An 18,246-nucleotide genomic window follows, 5' to 3' on the forward strand; every position below is an offset into this window, starting at 1 on the left:
GCAACTTAATAACTTTATTCTAACAAGCATGAGAAAAAATGGCAAGTTTTGCCTTTTCTATAATCTGCGGTAATTTTCAAGCAATTTTCTCAAATCACTGATTTCCTCCAACAAATGTTTGCCAATGTCTGTGTCTTTTACAAACATACGCTGCAAATCTTTTTCGATAATCTCAGAAGAGGATTCAATATCCGTATTATTCATCAAGGCGTCTTCCACTGAAGTAAATGGGGTATGCGCTTTCAGCCTTAACCCATGCGAATTAAAAATCAAGGTATAGCCGGCAATCCCTGTCGCTTTATTCATGGAGCGGCAGAAACCGCCATCAATTACAAACAGCCTTCCTTTTGCCCTGACCGGATTTTCCCCCTCAATGGCATGGACCGGTGTATGTCCATTGATGATATGGGAATCGTCATCATAAAGCCCAAATTCATGAAGAATCTGGCAGCAAAAACTTTCATCATAATACTTGCTGTAATAAGGATTTGACTCCTCCGTCCACAAACTTTCTTTGTCCACGTATTCACGCTCAAAAGTCTTAAGTTTTCTTCCACACAAAGGCGACTTTTCACCGCCCCACAAAAACCACATGAAATCAATATCATCTTTGTCCGGGTTGTCCAAATAAGCAGCTCTTGCTTTTTCCTCGCACTTATCCAACAACGCTTTTCCATGATAATATTTCCCATCAATGCACAATTTATCAAAAGCTCCGTTTTTATCAACCGGAACACACCCATGATAAATTAAATTTCCGTTGTATACATTGTACATACTTCCTTTTTCATACAGAAAACGAATATGTTTTTGCAGACGCTGGCTCGACACAAAATTCCGGTGCAGTTTCCGCAAAATTTCCGTTTCTTCCTCTGTTAATTCATAAGGATCTGCTAAATCTACAGTCGGAAACACATTGGTATTCATAGTGACCCATTCGCCCTCAATCATAACCTTATTTTTTGTATCATCCATTTGCCCCAATAACAGCCTGTCACTCATCTCATACTCCGGATGTGTCTTTATCAACCGCCCCTCTAACTTAAAAAGGATAACGGTAACCGCTGCTAATGCTGCCTTTATGCCATCCTCAATTCCATACGTTTTCATACCAAAAAGAATCAACTGCCTTAAGCTGATTCCATAGGCATTTTCTAAAATTTCAACATTATCATATTTGAGGTTATTACGAATCACACTGCATATGCACGCATCATTTCCGCAGGCAGCACCCATCCATAAAATATCATGATTTCCCCACTCAATATCCAGTGAATGATAATCATACAATAAATCCAGTATTTTATCCGCACTCCCGCCTCGGTCAAAAATATCTCCGACAATGTGAAGGTGGTCAACAGCCAGTCGCTTAATCAACTGCGACAGTGCAATAATAAATTCATCTGCATCCTCCAGCTCAATAATCGTCTGTAATATCTGCTTATGATACCGAATCTGGTTTGCATCTTCATCTTCCTGCGCATGCAGCAGCTCGTCAATAATATAAGCATAGTCCTCCGGCAGTGCCTTCCTCACTTTTGACCTTGTATACTTCGACGACAATAACTTGGCAACCATAATTAAATGATTCAATGTCATGGCATACCAGTTGCCATCAATTCTGTTCGTTTCCCCGAGCAGCGTCATTTTTTCTCTCGGATAATAAATCAGTGTACACAGTTCCTGTCTGTCAAACTCCGATAAGGTATCTTTAAAAATCAAGTCCACTTTTTCTTTGATTACTCCGGAACAGTTATTCATAATATGCAAAAATGCTTCATATTCACCATGAATATCACTTAAGAAAAACTCCGTCCCTTTCGGCAGGTTTGTAATGGCCGTTAAATTTACGATTTCCCGGATTACCGCCTGACTTGATGAATAGTTTTGTTTTAATAGTTTTAAATATTTTGTGTTTTCCTTTCCGTTATACACATGCTCCATCAATCTATTTCCTCGTCTTTCAAATAAATTCCCCAATTGATTATATCATAACAGAAGATGTTATTTTTATGCAAGGAAAAAGAACGTTTGTGTCAAGTGTTTGTTGGCACTTTTTTGTTTTCCGTAGTTCCGTAGAAAAGCTTTGCGTCTCGTGGGCACTCCCGTTTGTTGAGTGCGTAGCGGTATGGGCACCGAAACTACCGGTGCTTCATACCGACGTACTCAAACCCACGAGTCACAAAGTTTTTCTACGGAATTACTGGAATCCAAAAGAACTGGCTGCAAACATTTGTCACAACCCCATCATTCCAACCTCCGCCACATCCACACCATAACCACAACGCCCACAAGCCCGACACCACTACTCAAAAGCATAAGATTTCTCAAGCCAAACGCATCTTTAATCAAACCACACGAGATACTTCCTGCCATCTCCCCAAGCCCCATCCCGGCGAGATTAATGAGGGAAGCACCTTTTACGGCATCCGCCTGTGGCAGATAGTCCATGACAAAATACACCGTGCCGACATAATAAATACTGAGCCCTAACAGTTCCAGTGCCTGCGACAAAATGACAAGTGTTACGCTGCTGGAAAATGTCGTTGCCGTGGCGCGAAGGAAGCAAAAGAATGCACAGACTACCATCAGTTTATCAATCGAAACTCGACCGCGAATCCGATAAAAGACAAGTGCCACCGGAATTTCCGCCATTGCAAGCACGAACTGAGCCATCCCATAGTCCGCATGATTTCCTCCCATACCCTCAATCCAGTCAATAAGAAATGTACTGTTCATATTATAAGCAGCAAAGACAAACACAAGTCCAAGCAAAAATAATGAATATTTAGGAAAATGTTTCAGCAGATAAAAACACGAATGGACTTCTCCTGTTTCGCATTTCGTGTCTGAATTTTCGGAGGCTAAGTCTTCCGTTTTTTCTTCCTTTTTTCTTCCCTTTGAAAAATCGACAGCATCCATATTAAACGCAAAAAAAGCAAACAAAAAACTTACGACAATCTGGAAAATCAAAATCCGGTTTGCCCCAAACGCATCGGCAATCAAACCAACCACAACGCAGAAAACGGCCCAGCACAAAGAACCGCAGGCACGCGATATGGCGTAGTTCATTTTCACGCCGTGGTTCATGTACTGGATAGACAGCGAATCCACAAGCGGCGAAGCGCAGTGGATTGTCATGCCAAAAACAATCAGCGTGAGCATTGCCATCCACATCGTATGTCCGGTTAAATAAAATAAAAAAGAAAAAATAATATTTACAAAAGTCATGAGAATCAGCATGCGCTGCAAGGGAACTTTTTCGGCGTGTTTATCCGCAAAACTTCCTAATACCATTTGAAAAATGAGCACTGCCAGATATTTGACAGCGCTCAAAATTCCGATTTCTGTTCCGGAAAAACCTTTTGCCTCTAAAAGCGGTGTTGTAAACGCCATCGCTACAGCTGCGAGCGTCCAGTATCCTCCCTGCAAAAAACAGTATTTCACCGTAATTCTTCGATTCATACCAACCGCCCCCTTTGTTAATAAAGATACGGTTTTTCCCATAAATTCAATGTCGTTCCAATGCCCTTTTCTTTCGCCTTGCAGTAACACTCATACCCCCAGCCGACATCTAAAATCGGCATACCGCCGACACTAACCATGATAATTTCATCATCCGATTTGCGCCCTTTTTTTTCACCGAGTAAAATCTCACCAAGCTCTGTCACTTCTGAGCGCTCAATTTTCCCATCGTCCACCATGTTGACATAATACATGCCGGGGATTCCTGATGAGAGACGCTTTCCATTTTCATCCCACTCCTCATAAATTTCTATGTACTCCTCATACATCGGGTAGTTATCCACAATTTTGCGGATATCTTTCACCATAAAATCATAATCACTAAAATCCATTGTGCCGGAGGAAATAATCAAACAGCCGGGCTTAATCCATTCGGGCTTCAGCACCGGCCAACGGCGTTTTTCAACCGAGGTTGCCTCACTGATGATATCCGCATCCTTTACCGCCTCTTCATCCGTACCGCACAAAACAATATGAGAAACCTGCGGATACTTTTCCTTAATAAAACGCTCCATTTCTTTCGCCGTTGCGGATGCCGCAGAACTTCCTTTAATCTTAATGGTATCAATGGAATTAAACTGGGACATATATGCCATCAGGCATGTTTTGTTCACAACGCCGGGTCCCAAAAGTGTCAGCACTTTCGGATTTTTTACTGACAAATGTTTGGCAACTACCCCCGGCACCGCGCCGGTGCGCATGGCAGACAGCAAATTGGCTGACATATAGGCAAGCGGCTGTCCGGTCTCCACATTATTTAATGTCGCCATCAAAATGGAACGCGGCAGTCCTTTCCTCACATTTCGCCCGTTTGAGCCATAAAATTTTTCACCGGCTAAATGAAATCGTCCACCGAGATACGCCGGCATCGACATAAATCTTCGGTCACGCGAATCCTCAAGAGGGAATCCTGGGATTTCTGATTCTTTTGGAAAAATCAATTGGATGCCATGCTCTCTCCGATTTTTTCCGCCCATCAAAACGTCGCCTTTTGCCAAAAGACAAAGCACTTCTTCCATCGTCTCCACACAATGCCCGGCATCCAAAACACCGGCATCTATCATATCTTTTTCATTTAAATATAAAAAATCAATTCTTGTATCTGACATAAACACCCTCCTTTTCCAGAAAACAGTTACATCATCGCATTAGCACGAACCTTTTTCACCTTATGTGCATGCAGCATCCAGTGAATGAGATAAGCCAAAAGCCCAAGCAGGCAAACGCCAAAAATAATCGTTGTCAGTGCATTGATTTCCGGCGAAATACCTTTCTTAATCATTGAGTACACCTTCATCGGCAGTGTCGTTGTCTCGGCATTGGCAAGGAAACTCGTTACAATCAGTTCATCCAGTACCAAAGAAAATGCCATAAATGCGCCGGACATAACACCCGGCATAATTGCCGGCAGTGTCACATGAAGGAATGTGTACACACGGTCTGCACCAAGGTCCATGGACGCCTCTTCAATACTTGGGTCCATGCCGACAAGTCTTGCCTTTACCGTAATGTAAACATACGGAAGAACTAACGTTGTATTACCAATAATGATAGTACCGATACTTAATCCGATATTTGATAGGTTAAAGACGAGCAACAGTGCAACCGCAAGCACGATTTCCGGAATTACAATCGGAAAATAAATGGTATTCATAATCAATTTCTTTCCTTTAAACTTTGCATTGCGCAATCCGACCGCTCCGGTTGTTCCGACAACCAGACCAATCAAAGTGGAAATTACGGCAATCAAAAGTGTCGTACCAAGTACTTCCCAAATCCCAGAATCACTAAACAGTTTCACATAATATTTTGTTGTAAATCCCGACCACACTACATTGGCATGACTATCGTTAAACGAAAAGGCAATCATGACAAAAACCGGTGCGTAGATAAACAAAAACAATAGGACGACATATACTTTTCCGAGGATTGACATCACTCGTTTTTTCTTCTTTCTCTTTTCCATAGACTAAGCCCCCAAATCATCCAAATCTCCACCAAGTTTCGTGTAGATTAATACCATTAACAAAATTATCGCTGCCAGAATAATGGATAGGGCGGCGCCAAACGGCCAGTTTCTCGCGATGGTAAACTGACGGTAAATCAAGTTACCAACCATCATCGAGGTACCGCCACCAAGCATATCCGTTACCATATAATATCCGATACAAGGGATAAATGTAAGAATTACTGCGGCAAAGATTCCCGGTGCCGTAAGCGGCAGAGTCACTTTGCAAAAAGTCTTAATCGGTCCCGCTCCCAAATCTTTTGATGCCTCAATCAGACCCGGATCAAGTTTTTCAATCGATGAATACATAGGCAGTACCGCAAATGGCAGAAACATATAAATCATACCGACGATAACCGCAAAATTGTTATACAAAAGGTCAATCGGCTTTTTGATAATACCAAGTGACATAAGTACCGTATTGATGATACCGGAATTATTTAACATAACAACAAAACTATACAAAATAACCAAACCGCTGACCCATAAAGGAAGCATCAGAAGCACCGTCAGAACACCGGAAGTCTTTTTCTTCACGTGGGCAATCACGGTAGCTAGTGGATACCCAAGTAAAATCGTAAGAACAGTCGTCCACACGGCAATCAAAAGCGACTGTTTCACAACCGTTACATAAACCGGTTTAAAAATTTCTGCGTAGTTATCCAGTGTAAATTTATACACGATTTTTCCAAGCGGTCCCTTCGTCATAAAACTCATGAACAAAAGCATTCCGACCGGCACAAGCACAAACAGAACCGACCAAATTGTAACAGGCGCACACATTATAATAGAAGATAGTCTCGCCTTAAACGATTTTTTGTCTTTGTGTTTCGCAACCTGCGTTCCTTCTTTATTCTTCTTCATCCTCATCGCCTCCTTCAATATCACGGGAAGCATCCGTATCTACCAGATTTTTCTCCGGCAGTACGATTCCCTTTTCCAGATGCCAGTACAGATAAATCATCTCTCCCTCTTTTGGAAGGTCATCCATCGAAAATCGATTAATTTTTACTTCCGTTCCATCATTTAGTAAAACAATGGTTTTAATCAGGTTTCCGACATAAATATGTTCTTTCACCACCCCTTTGATATGAAATCCTTCTACCCGCTCTCTCGAATACAGCATATTTTCCGGACGAACCGATACCGAAACGGCAGTTCCTGCTGCCAGTTCACCGGTAAAGCCGGATGCCTGTGCCTTTCCGACTTCCGTACCTACGGTTACGGTATCGCCATCCTGACTGATTACAACAGCATCAAAGATATTGGATTCGCCGATAAATCCGGCAACAAACCTTGTCTTTGGATGTTCATAAATATCAAATGCTGTATCCACCTGTTCCAAAACACCCTGATTGATAATCGCAATGCGGTCACTCATCGTAAGTGCCTCTTCCTGATCATGCGTTACATAAACAAAGGTAATACCAAGCTTTCTCTGCAAACGCTTTAACTCAATCTGCATCTGCTTTCTCAGTTTCAAATCAAGTGCGCCAAGCGGCTCATCCAAAAGCAATACTTTCGGGCGGTTAATCAGTGCCCTTGCAATTGCCACACGCTGCTTCTGTCCACCGGACATCTGAGTGATGCGCCGCTTGCCAAAACCTTCAAGCTGGACAAGCTTAAGCATTTCCGTTACCCTCTCTTTAATTTCAGTTTTCGGAACTTTTTTCACCTTAAGTCCATACGCTACATTGTCAAAAACATTCATATTCGGAAATAACGCATAATTCTGAAATACCGTGTTGACATCACGCTGATACGGCTCTTTTTTCTCTACGCTCTCCCCCTGGACTTTAATCACACCGGAAGTCGGCAGTTCAAAACCGGAAATCATACGCAGTGTCGTTGTCTTTCCACATCCGGATGGTCCTAACAGTGTCAGAAATTCCCCTTCGGCAATATTGATATTCATGTTCTTTACCACATGATTGGTTCCATACCATTTTTCTACATTTACAAGAGATACAATAGGTTTACTCATAGTTCCCTCCATTCCGACTGTTTCTAAGAACGGTCTACATCAGTGCGTCATCGCCTCGTTCATTGGTACGAATACGCATCGCATCTAAAACTTCCGTAACGAATACTTTACCATCACCATTTTTACCGGTTCCAATCGCGGTCGCAATATCCGCTAAAATTTCCTCAATCTGGTCATCCTCCACAACGACGAAAACCATGATTTTCGGAAGCAGGTTGATATCATCACCGGTGAAATTCATCTCCGGCAGATATCCTTTCTGACGTCCACATCCCATAACGGATAAGCACGTCATACCCTGACAATTGTGAGTGGCAAATATTTCTTTCAAACCGACCAATTTTTCCGGTCTTGTAATTACTTCAATCTTTTTCATGGTATCATCCTCCTATTCTGCTGCATTTCCCATCAATTCCGTGTAGTAAGTATCCATTAAGTTAATCTGTTCATCACTTACAGCAATGCTCCAGGAAATCGGGAATAACTCTTCCTCTTTTTTCAATGCCGGACTTTCATAAAAATCTTTGTCAAGATGAGGTGCTAACAAGTCCTGTTTTAAGTTTGGCACACCGCCATACTCGGCATTGCTTTTTGCATTTTCTTCCGGACGAAGCAGAAAATCAATTAACTCGGTTGCTTCACTCTGTTTTTCTGATGCTGCCGGAATCGCCCAATACTGCTGGAACCGCTCACATCCTTCTTTCAAAGCAACGGCTTCGAATTTATCCCAGTTATCTTTGGAGTCTACACAAAGTGTTGTATAATCCCAGCAAAACGCTACCGGACACTCACCATTTTCAAGCTGCGATACGGCACTCTCACCAACAAACGCTTTTACATTTGCTTTAATCTGTGTCAAAAGTTCATTGGCTTTTTTCATCTCTTCTTCGTTTGTCGAATCCGGCTTAAATCCACAGGCTGCTAACGCTTCACCGTAAAGGGAAATCGTTGAATTGACCATCGCAATTTTTCCTTTCAGTTTTGGATTAGCCAAATCCTTAAACGAGGTAATTTTGATTGGACACGTCTCTTTGTTATAAACAATCGTTGTATAACTGCATCCCATATTTGGAATCGTATATTTTTCTTCGGTATCTCCAATTGGTCCCTCTTTCAAAAAATTCTCCTGAATATTTTTCACATTTTTGACCTTACTCTTATCAATTGGGGCTAACAATTCACCATCCAAAAAGGATTTTACATAAGCACCCTCTAAGTCAATCAAATCGTAATCAGCACTTCCTTCAATCATCTTCGCCAACAAAGTATCCGTATTGTCGATGTAACTGATATTGACTTTAATTCCGGTCTCTTTGGTGAAGTCTTGAAACATCTCCTCCGACCAGGTTCCTTCCCAGACCATAATGTTTAAGCTGTCTGCTTTTTCTTTTGAACCGGTACTCTCTGAACTGCTGCCGCATCCCGAAAGAACGCTTATGCTCAGTACAAGACACATCGTAACTGCTATTAAATGCTTCATTTTCTTTTTCATAATCATGCCCTCCTTACGTTGATTGATAAGTTTTACTTGTTACAAAAAAAGAAAGCCAGCGGAAACTCCACGAGTCTCCGTTGACTTTAAAGCGATACTAGCACCAAATTATTTTTCTGTCAATGCTAATTTTTATTTTTTGTGAAAATGTAACGATTTCATTTTCATCATTTCATACATTTACGGTAAATTTCTACAATCTTGTCTTTATCGAGCGGAACCTGGCATTCATCGAGTCCATCTGCTGCGCGCTCTGCCATGCTCTCAAAATGGCTTTCGTCCGTAATTCCAAGGTCCTGCATCGACAGTTTCAGTCCCATTTTTTCAAAGACTTCTTCTGTCTTTTGAATAGCAAGTTCCGCAATTTCATACGGCTTTTTGTCCGGCGAAATACCAAATACATTCACTCCGTAATTCACAAAACGGTCCACATTATCGTCATTTAGAATATAGCGCATCCACACCGGAGTGAGCACAGCAAGCCCGTGTCCATGTGTAACATCATACACCGCCGAGAGCTGGTGTTCCATCGCATGCACCGGCCACAAGGACGTGAGACCACACGCCAAAAATCCATTAATCGCCCAGCTTGACGTCCACATCAAATTGGCTCTTGCCTCATAATCATCCGGCTTCTCGCAAGCAACCGGCCCAAAATGGATACACGTTTTCAAAAGCCCTTCCATCACACGGTCCTGCATATATTTTCCCGGTGTTCCATCAAAATACAATTCAAAAATATGGCTCATAATATCTGCCGTACCTGCTGCCGTCTGGTATTTTGGCACAGTAAATGTATTAACCGGGTCCATGATAGAATATTTCGGATACAGCAAAATACTGCACATCTCCTGCTTATCCGAAGTTTCTTCGTTGTTAATTACCGCAAATCCGTCCATTTCAGAACCGGTTGCCGCCAGCGTAAGCACCGTAATAATCGGGAGTGCTTTTGTTATCAAACTGTTATCCAGCACCAAATCCCACGGACTTCCCTCATGGTAAAATCCCGCTGCAACCGCCTTCGCACAGTCAATCGTACTGCCGCCGCCAATCGGAATCACCACATCAATTTGATTTTCACGGCAGATTTGCACACCACGGCACACCGTACTAAGCCTTGGATTTGGCTCCACGCCCGCAAGGTCCCACGTTGTAATTCCTGCCTTTTTTAGCAGCGACACAATCGTATCATACAAACCACTGCGCTTTACACTGCCGCCACCGTATACCAAAAGGGCACGTTGTCCAAATTCACTGACAAGCTCTGGCAGATTTTGAATCTGTCCCTCACCAAAAAATACTTTCGTTGGAATATCATAATAAAAATTCTGCATCGTATCCACTCCTTTTCAAAACGTTAGAAAATGAATCCTGCCGCCAAATAAAGTGCCGCAGAAATCGCACCGGCAATCAGCACATACGGCTGGCTCGTCCGATACTGGTCATATATCGTTACCCGGCATGCTCGCGCCGAAACAACGCCTAGGTCAGAAACAACACACGCATTTGCGCCGAATAATCCGGCAGAAATAATTGCACCAAGGCACAACGGAACATTTGCACCAACGCCCGGTAATACTACCATCATAACCGGAATCGCAATCTGATACAACGTATAATTTAAGCTGAACAAGTATTCCGAGCAGCTAAAGAATACGAAGAAGATAAACGGCAGAAGACTGGCAACCGGAATTGCCCCGCAGACAGCGGATACAAAATCTTCCATTCCCATCGCATACATACATTCCTGCATCGCATAGCCAAGCATCAGAATAATTACCATGTCAACCATGTCGATAAAACCGTCCACGATACACTGCACATACTCGGAAATCGTCTGTAAGCCCTGCATAACATATAAAAATCCGGTAAAAATAACTGCAATTGCAAACGCCGTAAAGCAATTAAGCCCCGTTGCTAACAAAGCGATTACAATACAGACAAGCGGCAAAATGAGGTTTAACACACTGACGTGTTTTGTCCTCTCATTATTTTCATCAAAATCCTCTTCTTCGTCTGCATCTGCCTCCTCATCACTCCCTTTAATATCGCCCATCTGAATTCCTTTTTCTTTCATCATCCGGTACGCTTTTTTCATCGGTCCGATAATCGGAATTTTACCCGCCGCAAATAAGAGTGCGAGAACAATGGCAACAATCGCATAAAACATAAACGGAATTGACTGGATGAAAATATCCGTTGCCTGCGCTTTATCCGCAACATTATCCGCTTCTACAATCTGGTAAATGATAAAGTATCCCCACGCACCAAACGGAAGCATCGCCGAAGCACAGATACTAATTGTACGAATGATATAGGCAAGCGCCAATCTCGGCTTCTTCAGTGCATCAATCAATGGAGAAAACGCCGCACCGGCAGTCAGTGCCGACACATAATCATCCACCGATGTCGCACCGGCATACACACCCGCCGTCACCATAACGGCAGCCGCTTTTCCCTTTTCCTTGCTTGTCACAAATTCGGTAAACGCCTTTGTACTTCCGGTTCGCTTCATGGCTATAATCAAACCACCGCAAAGGAAAAACGACATATACATCTCGATATTTTCCGGATCACCAAGCACGGTATATAAATCATTGATAAATCCGCCAAAACAGGCACCTTTATACCACAATATGTAACATGAAAATGTACCTAAAACCAGCGACTGCATAACATCTTTTGTGACCAGAGCATATACAAACAGCCCTGCCAGTGGAACAAGAATCCAGAAACTTCCTGTCACCATTTGATTTGGCACCAAAAACAAGACAACCCAGAAAACAATCCAAAATGCCCAGAGTTTCACCATTTTCAGCTCGATATGCTTCGGATTCATGTAATAAAAAATTCGTTTAAAAATGTTTTTACTGTCCATATCAATCACTCCAATCACATAAAAAACTTACTACCTGGATGAATGATCCCAGATTTTTAACTGCGTGCCAATGCCATGGTCGACGGCATTGCGGTAAATTTCAGAACCCCATGCAACGTCCTCAATCGGCATTCCTTCAATGGCAACAAAAATAATTTCATCGTCGGACTTTCTCCCCGGCTTTTTGCCGCGGATAATTTCACCCAAATGGTCAATCGAATCTCTCGTAATCAGGCCATCCTCTACCATGTAATAGAACTCCTCACCCATGCAGCCAGTCGCCTTACGCATTCCATTTTCATCGTAGCCCTCTTCATCCTCAATGCCGTATTCCTCATACATCTTCCAGTTATCGACAACTTTGCGGATGCCAACGAGTTCTTTTTTATCCATGTTGAAAAAGCTTGTCGCAATCAAGGTAACACCCGGTTTTAACCATTCTTTTTTGTAGGTCGGATACTGTCCCGGTTTCACAGAAACCGACTCGCTGATAATATCGGAGCCGCGGACTGCTTCCTCTAACGTCTCACAGATGATTACTTCCTTCACCTGTTTATAATGGGTTTCAATAAACTCCTTAAGCGCAGCCGCCGTTTTGGATTTTAAAGAACCTGCCTTAATTTTTACCGTGTCAATATTTTTTGCATTTGTCATAATGGCACGGAAACAAGCTTTCGCAATCGGTCCTGCCCCCAACATCGTAAGAACTTTTGAATCCTCTCTCGCCAAAAGTTTGGTTGCCAGTCCCGGCATTGCCCCGGTACGCATTGAACTTAACAAGTTCGCTGACATATAGGCAAGCGGTGCTCCGGTCTCCACATCATTTAGGGCAAACATCAAATTGGAACGCGGAATTCCCATCGGACGGTTATTTCCGTTTGAGCCGTACCATTTACAGCCTGCGACATGGAATTTACCTCCTAAGTACGCCGGCATGGCGATAAACCGTCGGTCAGCACCGTCATTAATCGGGAATCCATCAATATCGGATTTTTTCGGAAATTCCAGCATAATTCCGTGAGAGTTATGCTCCGGACCGCCCATGATGAAGTCGCCGTCTTCCAAAAGTCCCATTGTCTCTTCCATCACATCAACGCATTTGGCAGCATCCATAACTCCTGCCTCAATCATATCCTCTTCATCTAAATAAAGCATACGGAGTTTTTTCGATTCTACTAATTTGGCTTTTTCTTCTGCAATTACAGCCTCTAATTCACTCATGCCTTTCATCTCCTTTGACTTTCACTCAGTTTATTTCAAACTCTTAAATCGGTCATAGCTTAAGGAAGAAATATCAACTATTGTGTCTTCTCCTGCTACCATCTGGGACAACATCAGTCCAACTGCCGGTGCGGTGCCAAACCCATGACCGGTAAATCCACAGGCAAGAATCAGTCCCGGAACTTCATCTACACGGTCGATAACCGGTACGCCGTCAAAGCACAAATCACACCAGCCGCCCCATGTGCGGACAATTTTGGCATCTGCCAGTTTCGGAATGTAGCCCATAATCGCGCGGCATCCTGCTGAAGCAGTAATCGATGTTGTGCGCAAATCGTCAAACGATTTATCAATCGATTCTTCCAAACCGGAATCCGAACCGAATACAAATGAACCATGCTGTGACTGATGTCCATAGAAATCGGCATCTGCGGTTCCTAACATGATATCAAACATATGTGGCTGCATTTCCGTTACCAGACATTCTTCAAAGAATTTTGTCATCGGCACATCAATTCCTACCGTGCGGGCAATAAAACGGCTCTCGTAGCCGGCAGCCAGAATAATGGTTTCGCCCTCAAATACTTCCCCGGTTGTAAGAATTACTTTTCTTGCTTTTCCCTTAACTTTTTCAATTGCTTTTACCTTTGCTCCGGTTATGTAACGTGCACCGAGTTCCAGCGAACGGGTATAAAAGGCAAGGGTTGTTTTCATTGGGTTTGCGTGACCGTCGGTTGGACACCAGCTTGCACCAATGACTTCATCCGAAAGATGCGGACAGATTTCTTTGACTTCTTTGCCGTCAATTACATGCATATCCAGTCCTACGCTTCTGGCATTGGAAGCTAAGGTTTCAAGTTTTTTCAAATGTGCTTCCGTTTTACCGAGACGCAAGTTTCCTCTCTGGTAATACTCAACGTCTACACCAAGTTCTTCGGAAAGTGTCGGCCACATATTGTTGACCGCATACATCGCATACGGAAGTTCTCTGACATCACGTCCGGACTGACGGACACCACCACCGTTTCTTGATGAACCACCGTGTCCGATACTGTCATCTGCTTCTAATACTAAAACATCTTTGATTCCTCTTTTGGCAAGGTAATATGCGGTTGCACAACCGTTAATACCGCCACCGATAATAATTACGTCTGCTGTTTTTTTCATTTGCAGTCACCTCCATCCCTTGCTAAAACTTTCATCTCAATTGGTCTCATCGGAGCTCTTGATACCGCCGGTTCAATATCCGTCGGTCTTACGTGAAGCTCTCTTGCCATAATTCCTTTTACTAATTTCCCACAGGTCTGTCCCTGACAGAGTCCCATGCCATTTCTCAGATATCGTCTCATTTCTTCCATTGTCACAATGCCCTCGTGAATGGCTTTTCGAATTTCTCCTTTGGTCACTTCCTCGCATCGGCATATCAGCATATCATCATCTGCGCCAGGTACAAAGGGACCGATTTCTTTTAATTTTTCCTGAATATCCATCATATCGTTTTCCTCTTTTCTGCGCTGTCTCGCGCGTTATTTTCGCGTTTTCTATGCTCTCTTATAGAAGCGTGCCTTCATTGTCATATCACTTGGCACCTTAATTGTCAACAGATTGGTGTGGTCAAATGCTTTGGCAGTTTTGCAGGATACCACTTCGCAGTCGCACACTTTCTGTCCGTCTCGTCCGAGCGCAATTCCTTTTTCACCTGCTTCCGGCAGCGGAAGAAATTCGTAAGGAAGAGTGACGGTACCAAATCCGGGCTCCGTTTCCTCATCGACTAAGAAGATTGCCTGACCGGAACAGGAAGCAACGCACATACCACATCCAATACATTTGGAACCCGGCACAACAACCGGCAGCGATGTAATGTTATCGCCGATGGAAATACATCCTTTCGCACAGGCATCCTGACATGGGTTACACGGAATGTTCTGCGTACACTCCATAACCGGATGAACACCGACTGCATGGGTAACGCCCGGATACCGTTCAATCTCATCATCTGCTACATAACCTTTTGCGAGAAGGTTTTCGGAAATATCAATGCCCTCTTCTGTTTTCTCGATTTTTTTGCCTCGGTTTTTCGGAGCAAACATTCCCTGACGAAGAGCTTCCAGTGCGGATTCCAATTCGCTTACGCGGGCTTCTCTTTCTTCTTTTGTCATGTAACCCAGATACTCAGAAATGACAGCTCCTGAAATACGACCTTCAATCATTGCTGAACTTGCTTCCTCGATTCCGGATACATCACCAGCGGCGTAAATACCCGGTACACTGGTTGCACCAAGGATGTCACAAACCGGTACATAACCACCCGGTGTGTCGTTCATTTCGCAGCCTGCCTGTTTGAGTAACTGTGACATCGGTGACAAACCAACTGCCATACAAATGGTGTCTACATCGAAATGTTTTTCCGTTCCTTCAATGAACTGGAAGTTTTTATCGACCTCTGCAATTGTAACACCCGTTACACGGTCTTCACCTTCCGCTTTCACAATGGTATGTGACAGATAAAATGGCACCCCGAGTCTTGCTACTTTCGCAGCGTGTACCCCGTATCCGCCAACTCTCGGTGCTGCATCAACGAGGGCAACCACTTCGCATCCAGCCTGCATTAACTGGAAGCTGACAACCAATCCTACGTTACCGGTTCCAAGCATCAGAATCTTTTCTCCGGCTTTGATGTGATGAAGGTTCATCATCGTCTGCGCTGCACCTGCTCCGATTACACCAGGCAACGTCCAACCGGGGAACGTTACCATGTTTTCACTGGCTCCGGTTGCCACTAAAATGGCATCCCCTTTCATATGTTTTACTTCATCTCCGATTCGCACCGTGATTTCTTTTTCCGGATACAAACCGATTACCGTTGCATTTAACATAACTTCAACGCCGTACTTTTCTGCCTCAGCGAGAAGTTCTTCTCCTATTTTAAATCCGCGGATTTTTGCTTTGTGCTCCTTTGAGCCAAAGAACTTATGAATCTGCTTAAATAACTGTCCGCCCGGTTTTTCATTTTCATCAAGTACCAGAGGATGCAATCCATGTTTTGCTGCTTCGGTTGCTGCGGACAATCCGGCTGGTCCTGCTCCAATTACAATCAAATCATATCTTTTCATTTACGCTTCCTCCTTTGCACTTGCTCCATACTGGGTTTCTACTACCATTCCCTCTTTCAACGGGGTGATGCAGGTTCTCACATTTGGCTTTCCATCAACTACCATAACGCAGTCGGTACAGCGTCCAATCGCACAAAAGACGCCTCGTGGTTCATGGCGTTTTGCTGTGTAACGATGTGCCATCACACCTGCTACGCGAAGAGCTGCTGCAATCGGCTCTCCCTCATACCCTTCCAACGTTGTTCCGTCATATGAGAATTTCACTAATTTTCCTTTTGGAGATTCCCCTAAAATCGGATGATTTTCAATTCTCTTTTCCATACCGTAATCCTCACTTTCCAAAATTCAAATTGATTTAGAAACAACAAAAGAGCCACTGGCACCAAACGCGGTCACCATTGACTCTTTACGGGAAGTATAAACCCTAGAACCATACTAGGGTCAAGGGCTTTTTTTGAAAATTTGACATTTTTTTTCATCTTTGCTAAAATAAAGGCACTTGCAACGGCGCTGTTTCTATGAAATAGCGCCTTTTTTAGGAGGAATGATCATGGCAAACAGCACATTTCACATCGGAGAATTATCAAATTTATTTAATATCAGTGTCGATTCGATTCGTTATTATGAAAAAAAGGGATTAATCTGCCCGACACGAAATGAAAATAACGGATACCGGGAATATTCTCTGGATGATTTCCAGACCTTGGTGATGATTCGTGAACTGCTGGGACTTGATTTTCACAAAGAGCAGATTAGCGAGTTCTTAAAGAATAGAAATATTTCCACCACAATGGAAATGTTAGATACGGAGCTTTCTATTATAAAGGAAAAGATGGAAGTTCTTCAAAAGAAAAAGGAGCAGATTGTCAGCCGGATTCAGTCTTTGCAAGCCGTGCAGAATGAGTCATCGGACACTTCCATTCAATTAAAGACATTCAAAAAACGCCCGATTGCCATGATTTCCACGGAAAATCTGCCGGACGCTTATGTCGACTACACAATGGTTCAATATATGAAAAAGAACCGGATTAAATTAGATACCATCGGTTTCTGCGACTGTTACACGCTGGATTTAGAAAAATCAAATCCAGACTCCGATTACTACCGCACGGAAAATGTTTTCTTTTTGACTGACAGCACAAAAACGAAGACGGACACGTTTCTCCCTGCCGGCGAGTATCTGTGTCTGTACTACCACGGCTCCTTGAAGCAGACCAAACAGTTGATGCCTTCTCTCTATGCCTATGCGAAAGAACATCACTTAACCGTCACCGGCCACCCGATGGAACTTTGCCACATCGACAGTTATGAGACGAACCGCGAAAGCGAATATGTCATTGAATTAGAACTTCCGGTGAGTTCTCATCCTTTTGCAAAACAGTAATCACTTTATCCCAATTGTCCAGTACAAATCTGCCAATTACCGGATCATACATTTTTCCTAAATTCTTTTCTATTTCCTGATAACAGATATCAAATCCAAGCGCCTTGCGGTAACGTCTTGTTGAAGTCATCGCATCAATGGAATCACAAATCGCAATAATTCGTGCTCCCACCGAAATTTCTGCCCCTTTCAATCCATCCGGGTATCCTTTTCCATCAAACCGCTCATGGTGATGAAGCACAATATCAATCAGCCCTGAAAGCATACTGGATTTACTCAAAATCTCGGCTCCAATCGCCGGATGCTCTTTCATAATCTCCCATTCTTCATCCGTCAGCCGCTCCGGTTTATTTAACACGGCATCCGGGATTCCAATTTTTCCTATATCATGTAAATGCGCCGCCACATGAATATCGTTTTGGCATTCCCCGGTAATCCCCATCTCGCCGCATATCATCTGAGCCAAGTCACCGACCCGCTCCGAGTGTCCTGCCGTGTAAGGGTCTCTGGCATCTAATGCACTTGTTATGCACTCCACAATTTCATGGTAGGCATCAATATTTAACCTGTCAAGTTCCTGTATCATGTAGTTTGTGTCAAGTAATCATTGGCACTTTTTTCAGGTTCCGTGTTTCATGGGA

Annotated in this window: 17 protein-coding genes; 1 reads left to right on the plus strand and 16 read right to left on the minus strand. The window is 43.3% G+C overall.

From position 1 onward, the window contains the following. Positions 1-57: 57 nt before the first annotated feature. The 15 genes from DW019_RS13525 to DW019_RS13595 form a co-directional block, all read right to left on the minus strand. Entirely contained in the window at positions 58-1,944 is a 1,887-nt protein-coding gene (locus DW019_RS13525; protein WP_347474426.1) for a fructose-1,6-bisphosphatase, read from the minus strand. 303 nt (positions 1,945-2,247) lie between these two features. Continuing rightward, positions 2,248-3,465, minus strand: a complete 1,218-nt coding sequence (locus tag DW019_RS13530) for an MFS transporter (protein ID WP_182431151.1) — start codon at positions 3,463-3,465, stop codon at positions 2,248-2,250. A gap of 17 nt (positions 3,466-3,482) precedes the next feature. Continuing rightward, complete coding sequence (locus DW019_RS13535; RefSeq protein ID WP_118443919.1) at positions 3,483-4,634, minus strand: tyramine oxidase subunit B; 1,152 nt, start codon at positions 4,632-4,634, stop codon at positions 3,483-3,485. Positions 4,635-4,660: 26 nt separating this feature from the next. Next, positions 4,661-5,491, minus strand: coding sequence for an ABC transporter permease (locus DW019_RS13540; RefSeq protein WP_022377521.1), 831 nt, complete (start codon positions 5,489-5,491; stop codon positions 4,661-4,663). Between the two features lie 3 nt (positions 5,492-5,494). Beyond that, positions 5,495-6,397 carry an ABC transporter permease gene (locus DW019_RS13545; protein WP_181974983.1) on the minus strand — a complete coding sequence of 301 codons (903 nt, stop codon included), beginning with the start codon at positions 6,395-6,397 and terminating at the stop codon, positions 5,495-5,497. Continuing rightward, positions 6,384-7,517: an ABC transporter ATP-binding protein gene (locus DW019_RS13550; RefSeq protein ID WP_118443920.1), complete on the minus strand. Its 1,134-nt coding sequence runs from the start codon at positions 7,515-7,517 to the stop codon at positions 6,384-6,386. Before DW019_RS13550 ends, DW019_RS13545 begins: the two co-directional genes overlap by 14 nt. A gap of 34 nt (positions 7,518-7,551) precedes the next feature. Continuing rightward, entirely contained in the window at positions 7,552-7,893 is a 342-nt protein-coding gene (locus tag DW019_RS13555; RefSeq protein ID WP_022377518.1) for a P-II family nitrogen regulator, read from the minus strand. 12 nt (positions 7,894-7,905) lie between these two features. Beyond that, positions 7,906-9,009 carry a spermidine/putrescine ABC transporter substrate-binding protein gene (locus DW019_RS13560; protein ID WP_182431152.1) on the minus strand — a complete coding sequence of 368 codons (1,104 nt, stop codon included), beginning with the start codon at positions 9,007-9,009 and terminating at the stop codon, positions 7,906-7,908. A 167-nt stretch (positions 9,010-9,176) separates the two neighbouring features. Further along, entirely contained in the window at positions 9,177-10,343 is a 1,167-nt protein-coding gene (locus tag DW019_RS13565; RefSeq protein ID WP_118443922.1) for an iron-containing alcohol dehydrogenase, read from the minus strand. A gap of 23 nt (positions 10,344-10,366) precedes the next feature. After that, positions 10,367-11,887: a Na+/H+ antiporter NhaC family protein gene (locus tag DW019_RS13570; RefSeq protein WP_118443923.1), complete on the minus strand. Its 1,521-nt coding sequence runs from the start codon at positions 11,885-11,887 to the stop codon at positions 10,367-10,369. A gap of 30 nt (positions 11,888-11,917) precedes the next feature. Next, positions 11,918-13,108, minus strand: a complete 1,191-nt coding sequence (locus tag DW019_RS13575; RefSeq protein ID WP_242989388.1) for a tyramine oxidase subunit B — start codon at positions 13,106-13,108, stop codon at positions 11,918-11,920. A 30-nt stretch (positions 13,109-13,138) separates the two neighbouring features. Continuing rightward, positions 13,139-14,275, minus strand: a complete 1,137-nt coding sequence (locus tag DW019_RS13580) for an FAD-binding oxidoreductase (RefSeq protein WP_118443924.1) — start codon at positions 14,273-14,275, stop codon at positions 13,139-13,141. Further along, positions 14,272-14,601, minus strand: a complete 330-nt coding sequence (locus tag DW019_RS13585; protein ID WP_022377512.1) for a (2Fe-2S)-binding protein — start codon at positions 14,599-14,601, stop codon at positions 14,272-14,274. Before DW019_RS13585 ends, DW019_RS13580 begins: the two co-directional genes overlap by 4 nt. Before the next feature lie 48 nt (positions 14,602-14,649). Further along, the gene (locus DW019_RS13590) at positions 14,650-16,221 is read right to left on the minus strand and encodes an FAD-dependent oxidoreductase (RefSeq protein WP_117478826.1); all 1,572 of its coding nucleotides are present in this window, start codon (positions 16,219-16,221) and stop codon (positions 14,650-14,652) included. Beyond that, positions 16,222-16,542 carry a (2Fe-2S)-binding protein gene (locus DW019_RS13595; protein ID WP_022377510.1) on the minus strand — a complete coding sequence of 107 codons (321 nt, stop codon included), beginning with the start codon at positions 16,540-16,542 and terminating at the stop codon, positions 16,222-16,224. It lies immediately after the preceding gene. A 229-nt stretch (positions 16,543-16,771) separates the two neighbouring features. Here DW019_RS13595 and DW019_RS13600 point away from each other — a divergent pair, with 229 nt between their 5' ends. Continuing rightward, positions 16,772-17,605 (plus strand): MerR family transcriptional regulator, encoded by an 834-nt coding sequence (locus DW019_RS13600; RefSeq protein ID WP_181974985.1) that lies wholly within the window; start codon positions 16,772-16,774, stop codon positions 17,603-17,605. Here DW019_RS13600 and DW019_RS13605 read toward each other — a convergent pair. Next, entirely contained in the window at positions 17,556-18,191 is a 636-nt protein-coding gene (locus DW019_RS13605; RefSeq protein WP_118443925.1) for an HD-GYP domain-containing protein, read from the minus strand. The genes DW019_RS13600 and DW019_RS13605 overlap by 50 nt on opposite strands. Between the last annotated feature and the right edge of the window lie 55 nt (positions 18,192-18,246).

This window comes from Clostridium sp. AF37-5 (assembly GCF_003477605.1).
Taxonomy (GTDB): domain Bacteria; phylum Bacillota; class Clostridia; order Lachnospirales; family Lachnospiraceae; genus Eubacterium_F.

Excerpts from the sequence above, each read along its gene's own strand:
- DW019_RS13525 (WP_347474426.1), bottom strand. The coding sequence starts at position 1,944 with ATGGAGCATGTGTATAACGGAAAGGAAAACACAAAATATTTAAAACTA.
- DW019_RS13530 (WP_182431151.1), bottom strand. The coding sequence starts at position 3,465 with ATGAATCGAAGAATTACGGTGAAATACTGTTTTTTGCAGGGAGGATAC.
- DW019_RS13535 (WP_118443919.1), bottom strand. The coding sequence starts at position 4,634 with ATGTCAGATACAAGAATTGATTTTTTATATTTAAATGAAAAAGATATG.
- DW019_RS13540 (WP_022377521.1), bottom strand. The coding sequence starts at position 5,491 with ATGGAAAAGAGAAAGAAGAAAAAACGAGTGATGTCAATCCTCGGAAAA.
- DW019_RS13545 (WP_181974983.1), bottom strand. The coding sequence starts at position 6,397 with ATGAAGAAGAATAAAGAAGGAACGCAGGTTGCGAAACACAAAGACAAA.
- DW019_RS13550 (WP_118443920.1), bottom strand. The coding sequence starts at position 7,517 with ATGAGTAAACCTATTGTATCTCTTGTAAATGTAGAAAAATGGTATGGA.
- DW019_RS13555 (WP_022377518.1), bottom strand. The coding sequence starts at position 7,893 with ATGAAAAAGATTGAAGTAATTACAAGACCGGAAAAATTGGTCGGTTTG.
- DW019_RS13560 (WP_182431152.1), bottom strand. The coding sequence starts at position 9,009 with ATGAAAAAGAAAATGAAGCATTTAATAGCAGTTACGATGTGTCTTGTA.
- DW019_RS13565 (WP_118443922.1), bottom strand. The coding sequence starts at position 10,343 with ATGCAGAATTTTTATTATGATATTCCAACGAAAGTATTTTTTGGTGAG.
- DW019_RS13570 (WP_118443923.1), bottom strand. The coding sequence starts at position 11,887 with ATGGACAGTAAAAACATTTTTAAACGAATTTTTTATTACATGAATCCG.
- DW019_RS13575 (WP_242989388.1), bottom strand. The coding sequence starts at position 13,108 with ATGAGTGAATTAGAGGCTGTAATTGCAGAAGAAAAAGCCAAATTAGTA.
- DW019_RS13580 (WP_118443924.1), bottom strand. The coding sequence starts at position 14,275 with ATGAAAAAAACAGCAGACGTAATTATTATCGGTGGCGGTATTAACGGT.
- DW019_RS13585 (WP_022377512.1), bottom strand. The coding sequence starts at position 14,601 with ATGATGGATATTCAGGAAAAATTAAAAGAAATCGGTCCCTTTGTACCT.
- DW019_RS13590 (WP_117478826.1), bottom strand. The coding sequence starts at position 16,221 with ATGAAAAGATATGATTTGATTGTAATTGGAGCAGGACCAGCCGGATTG.
- DW019_RS13595 (WP_022377510.1), bottom strand. The coding sequence starts at position 16,542 with ATGGAAAAGAGAATTGAAAATCATCCGATTTTAGGGGAATCTCCAAAA.
- DW019_RS13600 (WP_181974985.1), top strand. The coding sequence starts at position 16,772 with ATGGCAAACAGCACATTTCACATCGGAGAATTATCAAATTTATTTAAT.
- DW019_RS13605 (WP_118443925.1), bottom strand. The coding sequence starts at position 18,191 with ATGATACAGGAACTTGACAGGTTAAATATTGATGCCTACCATGAAATT.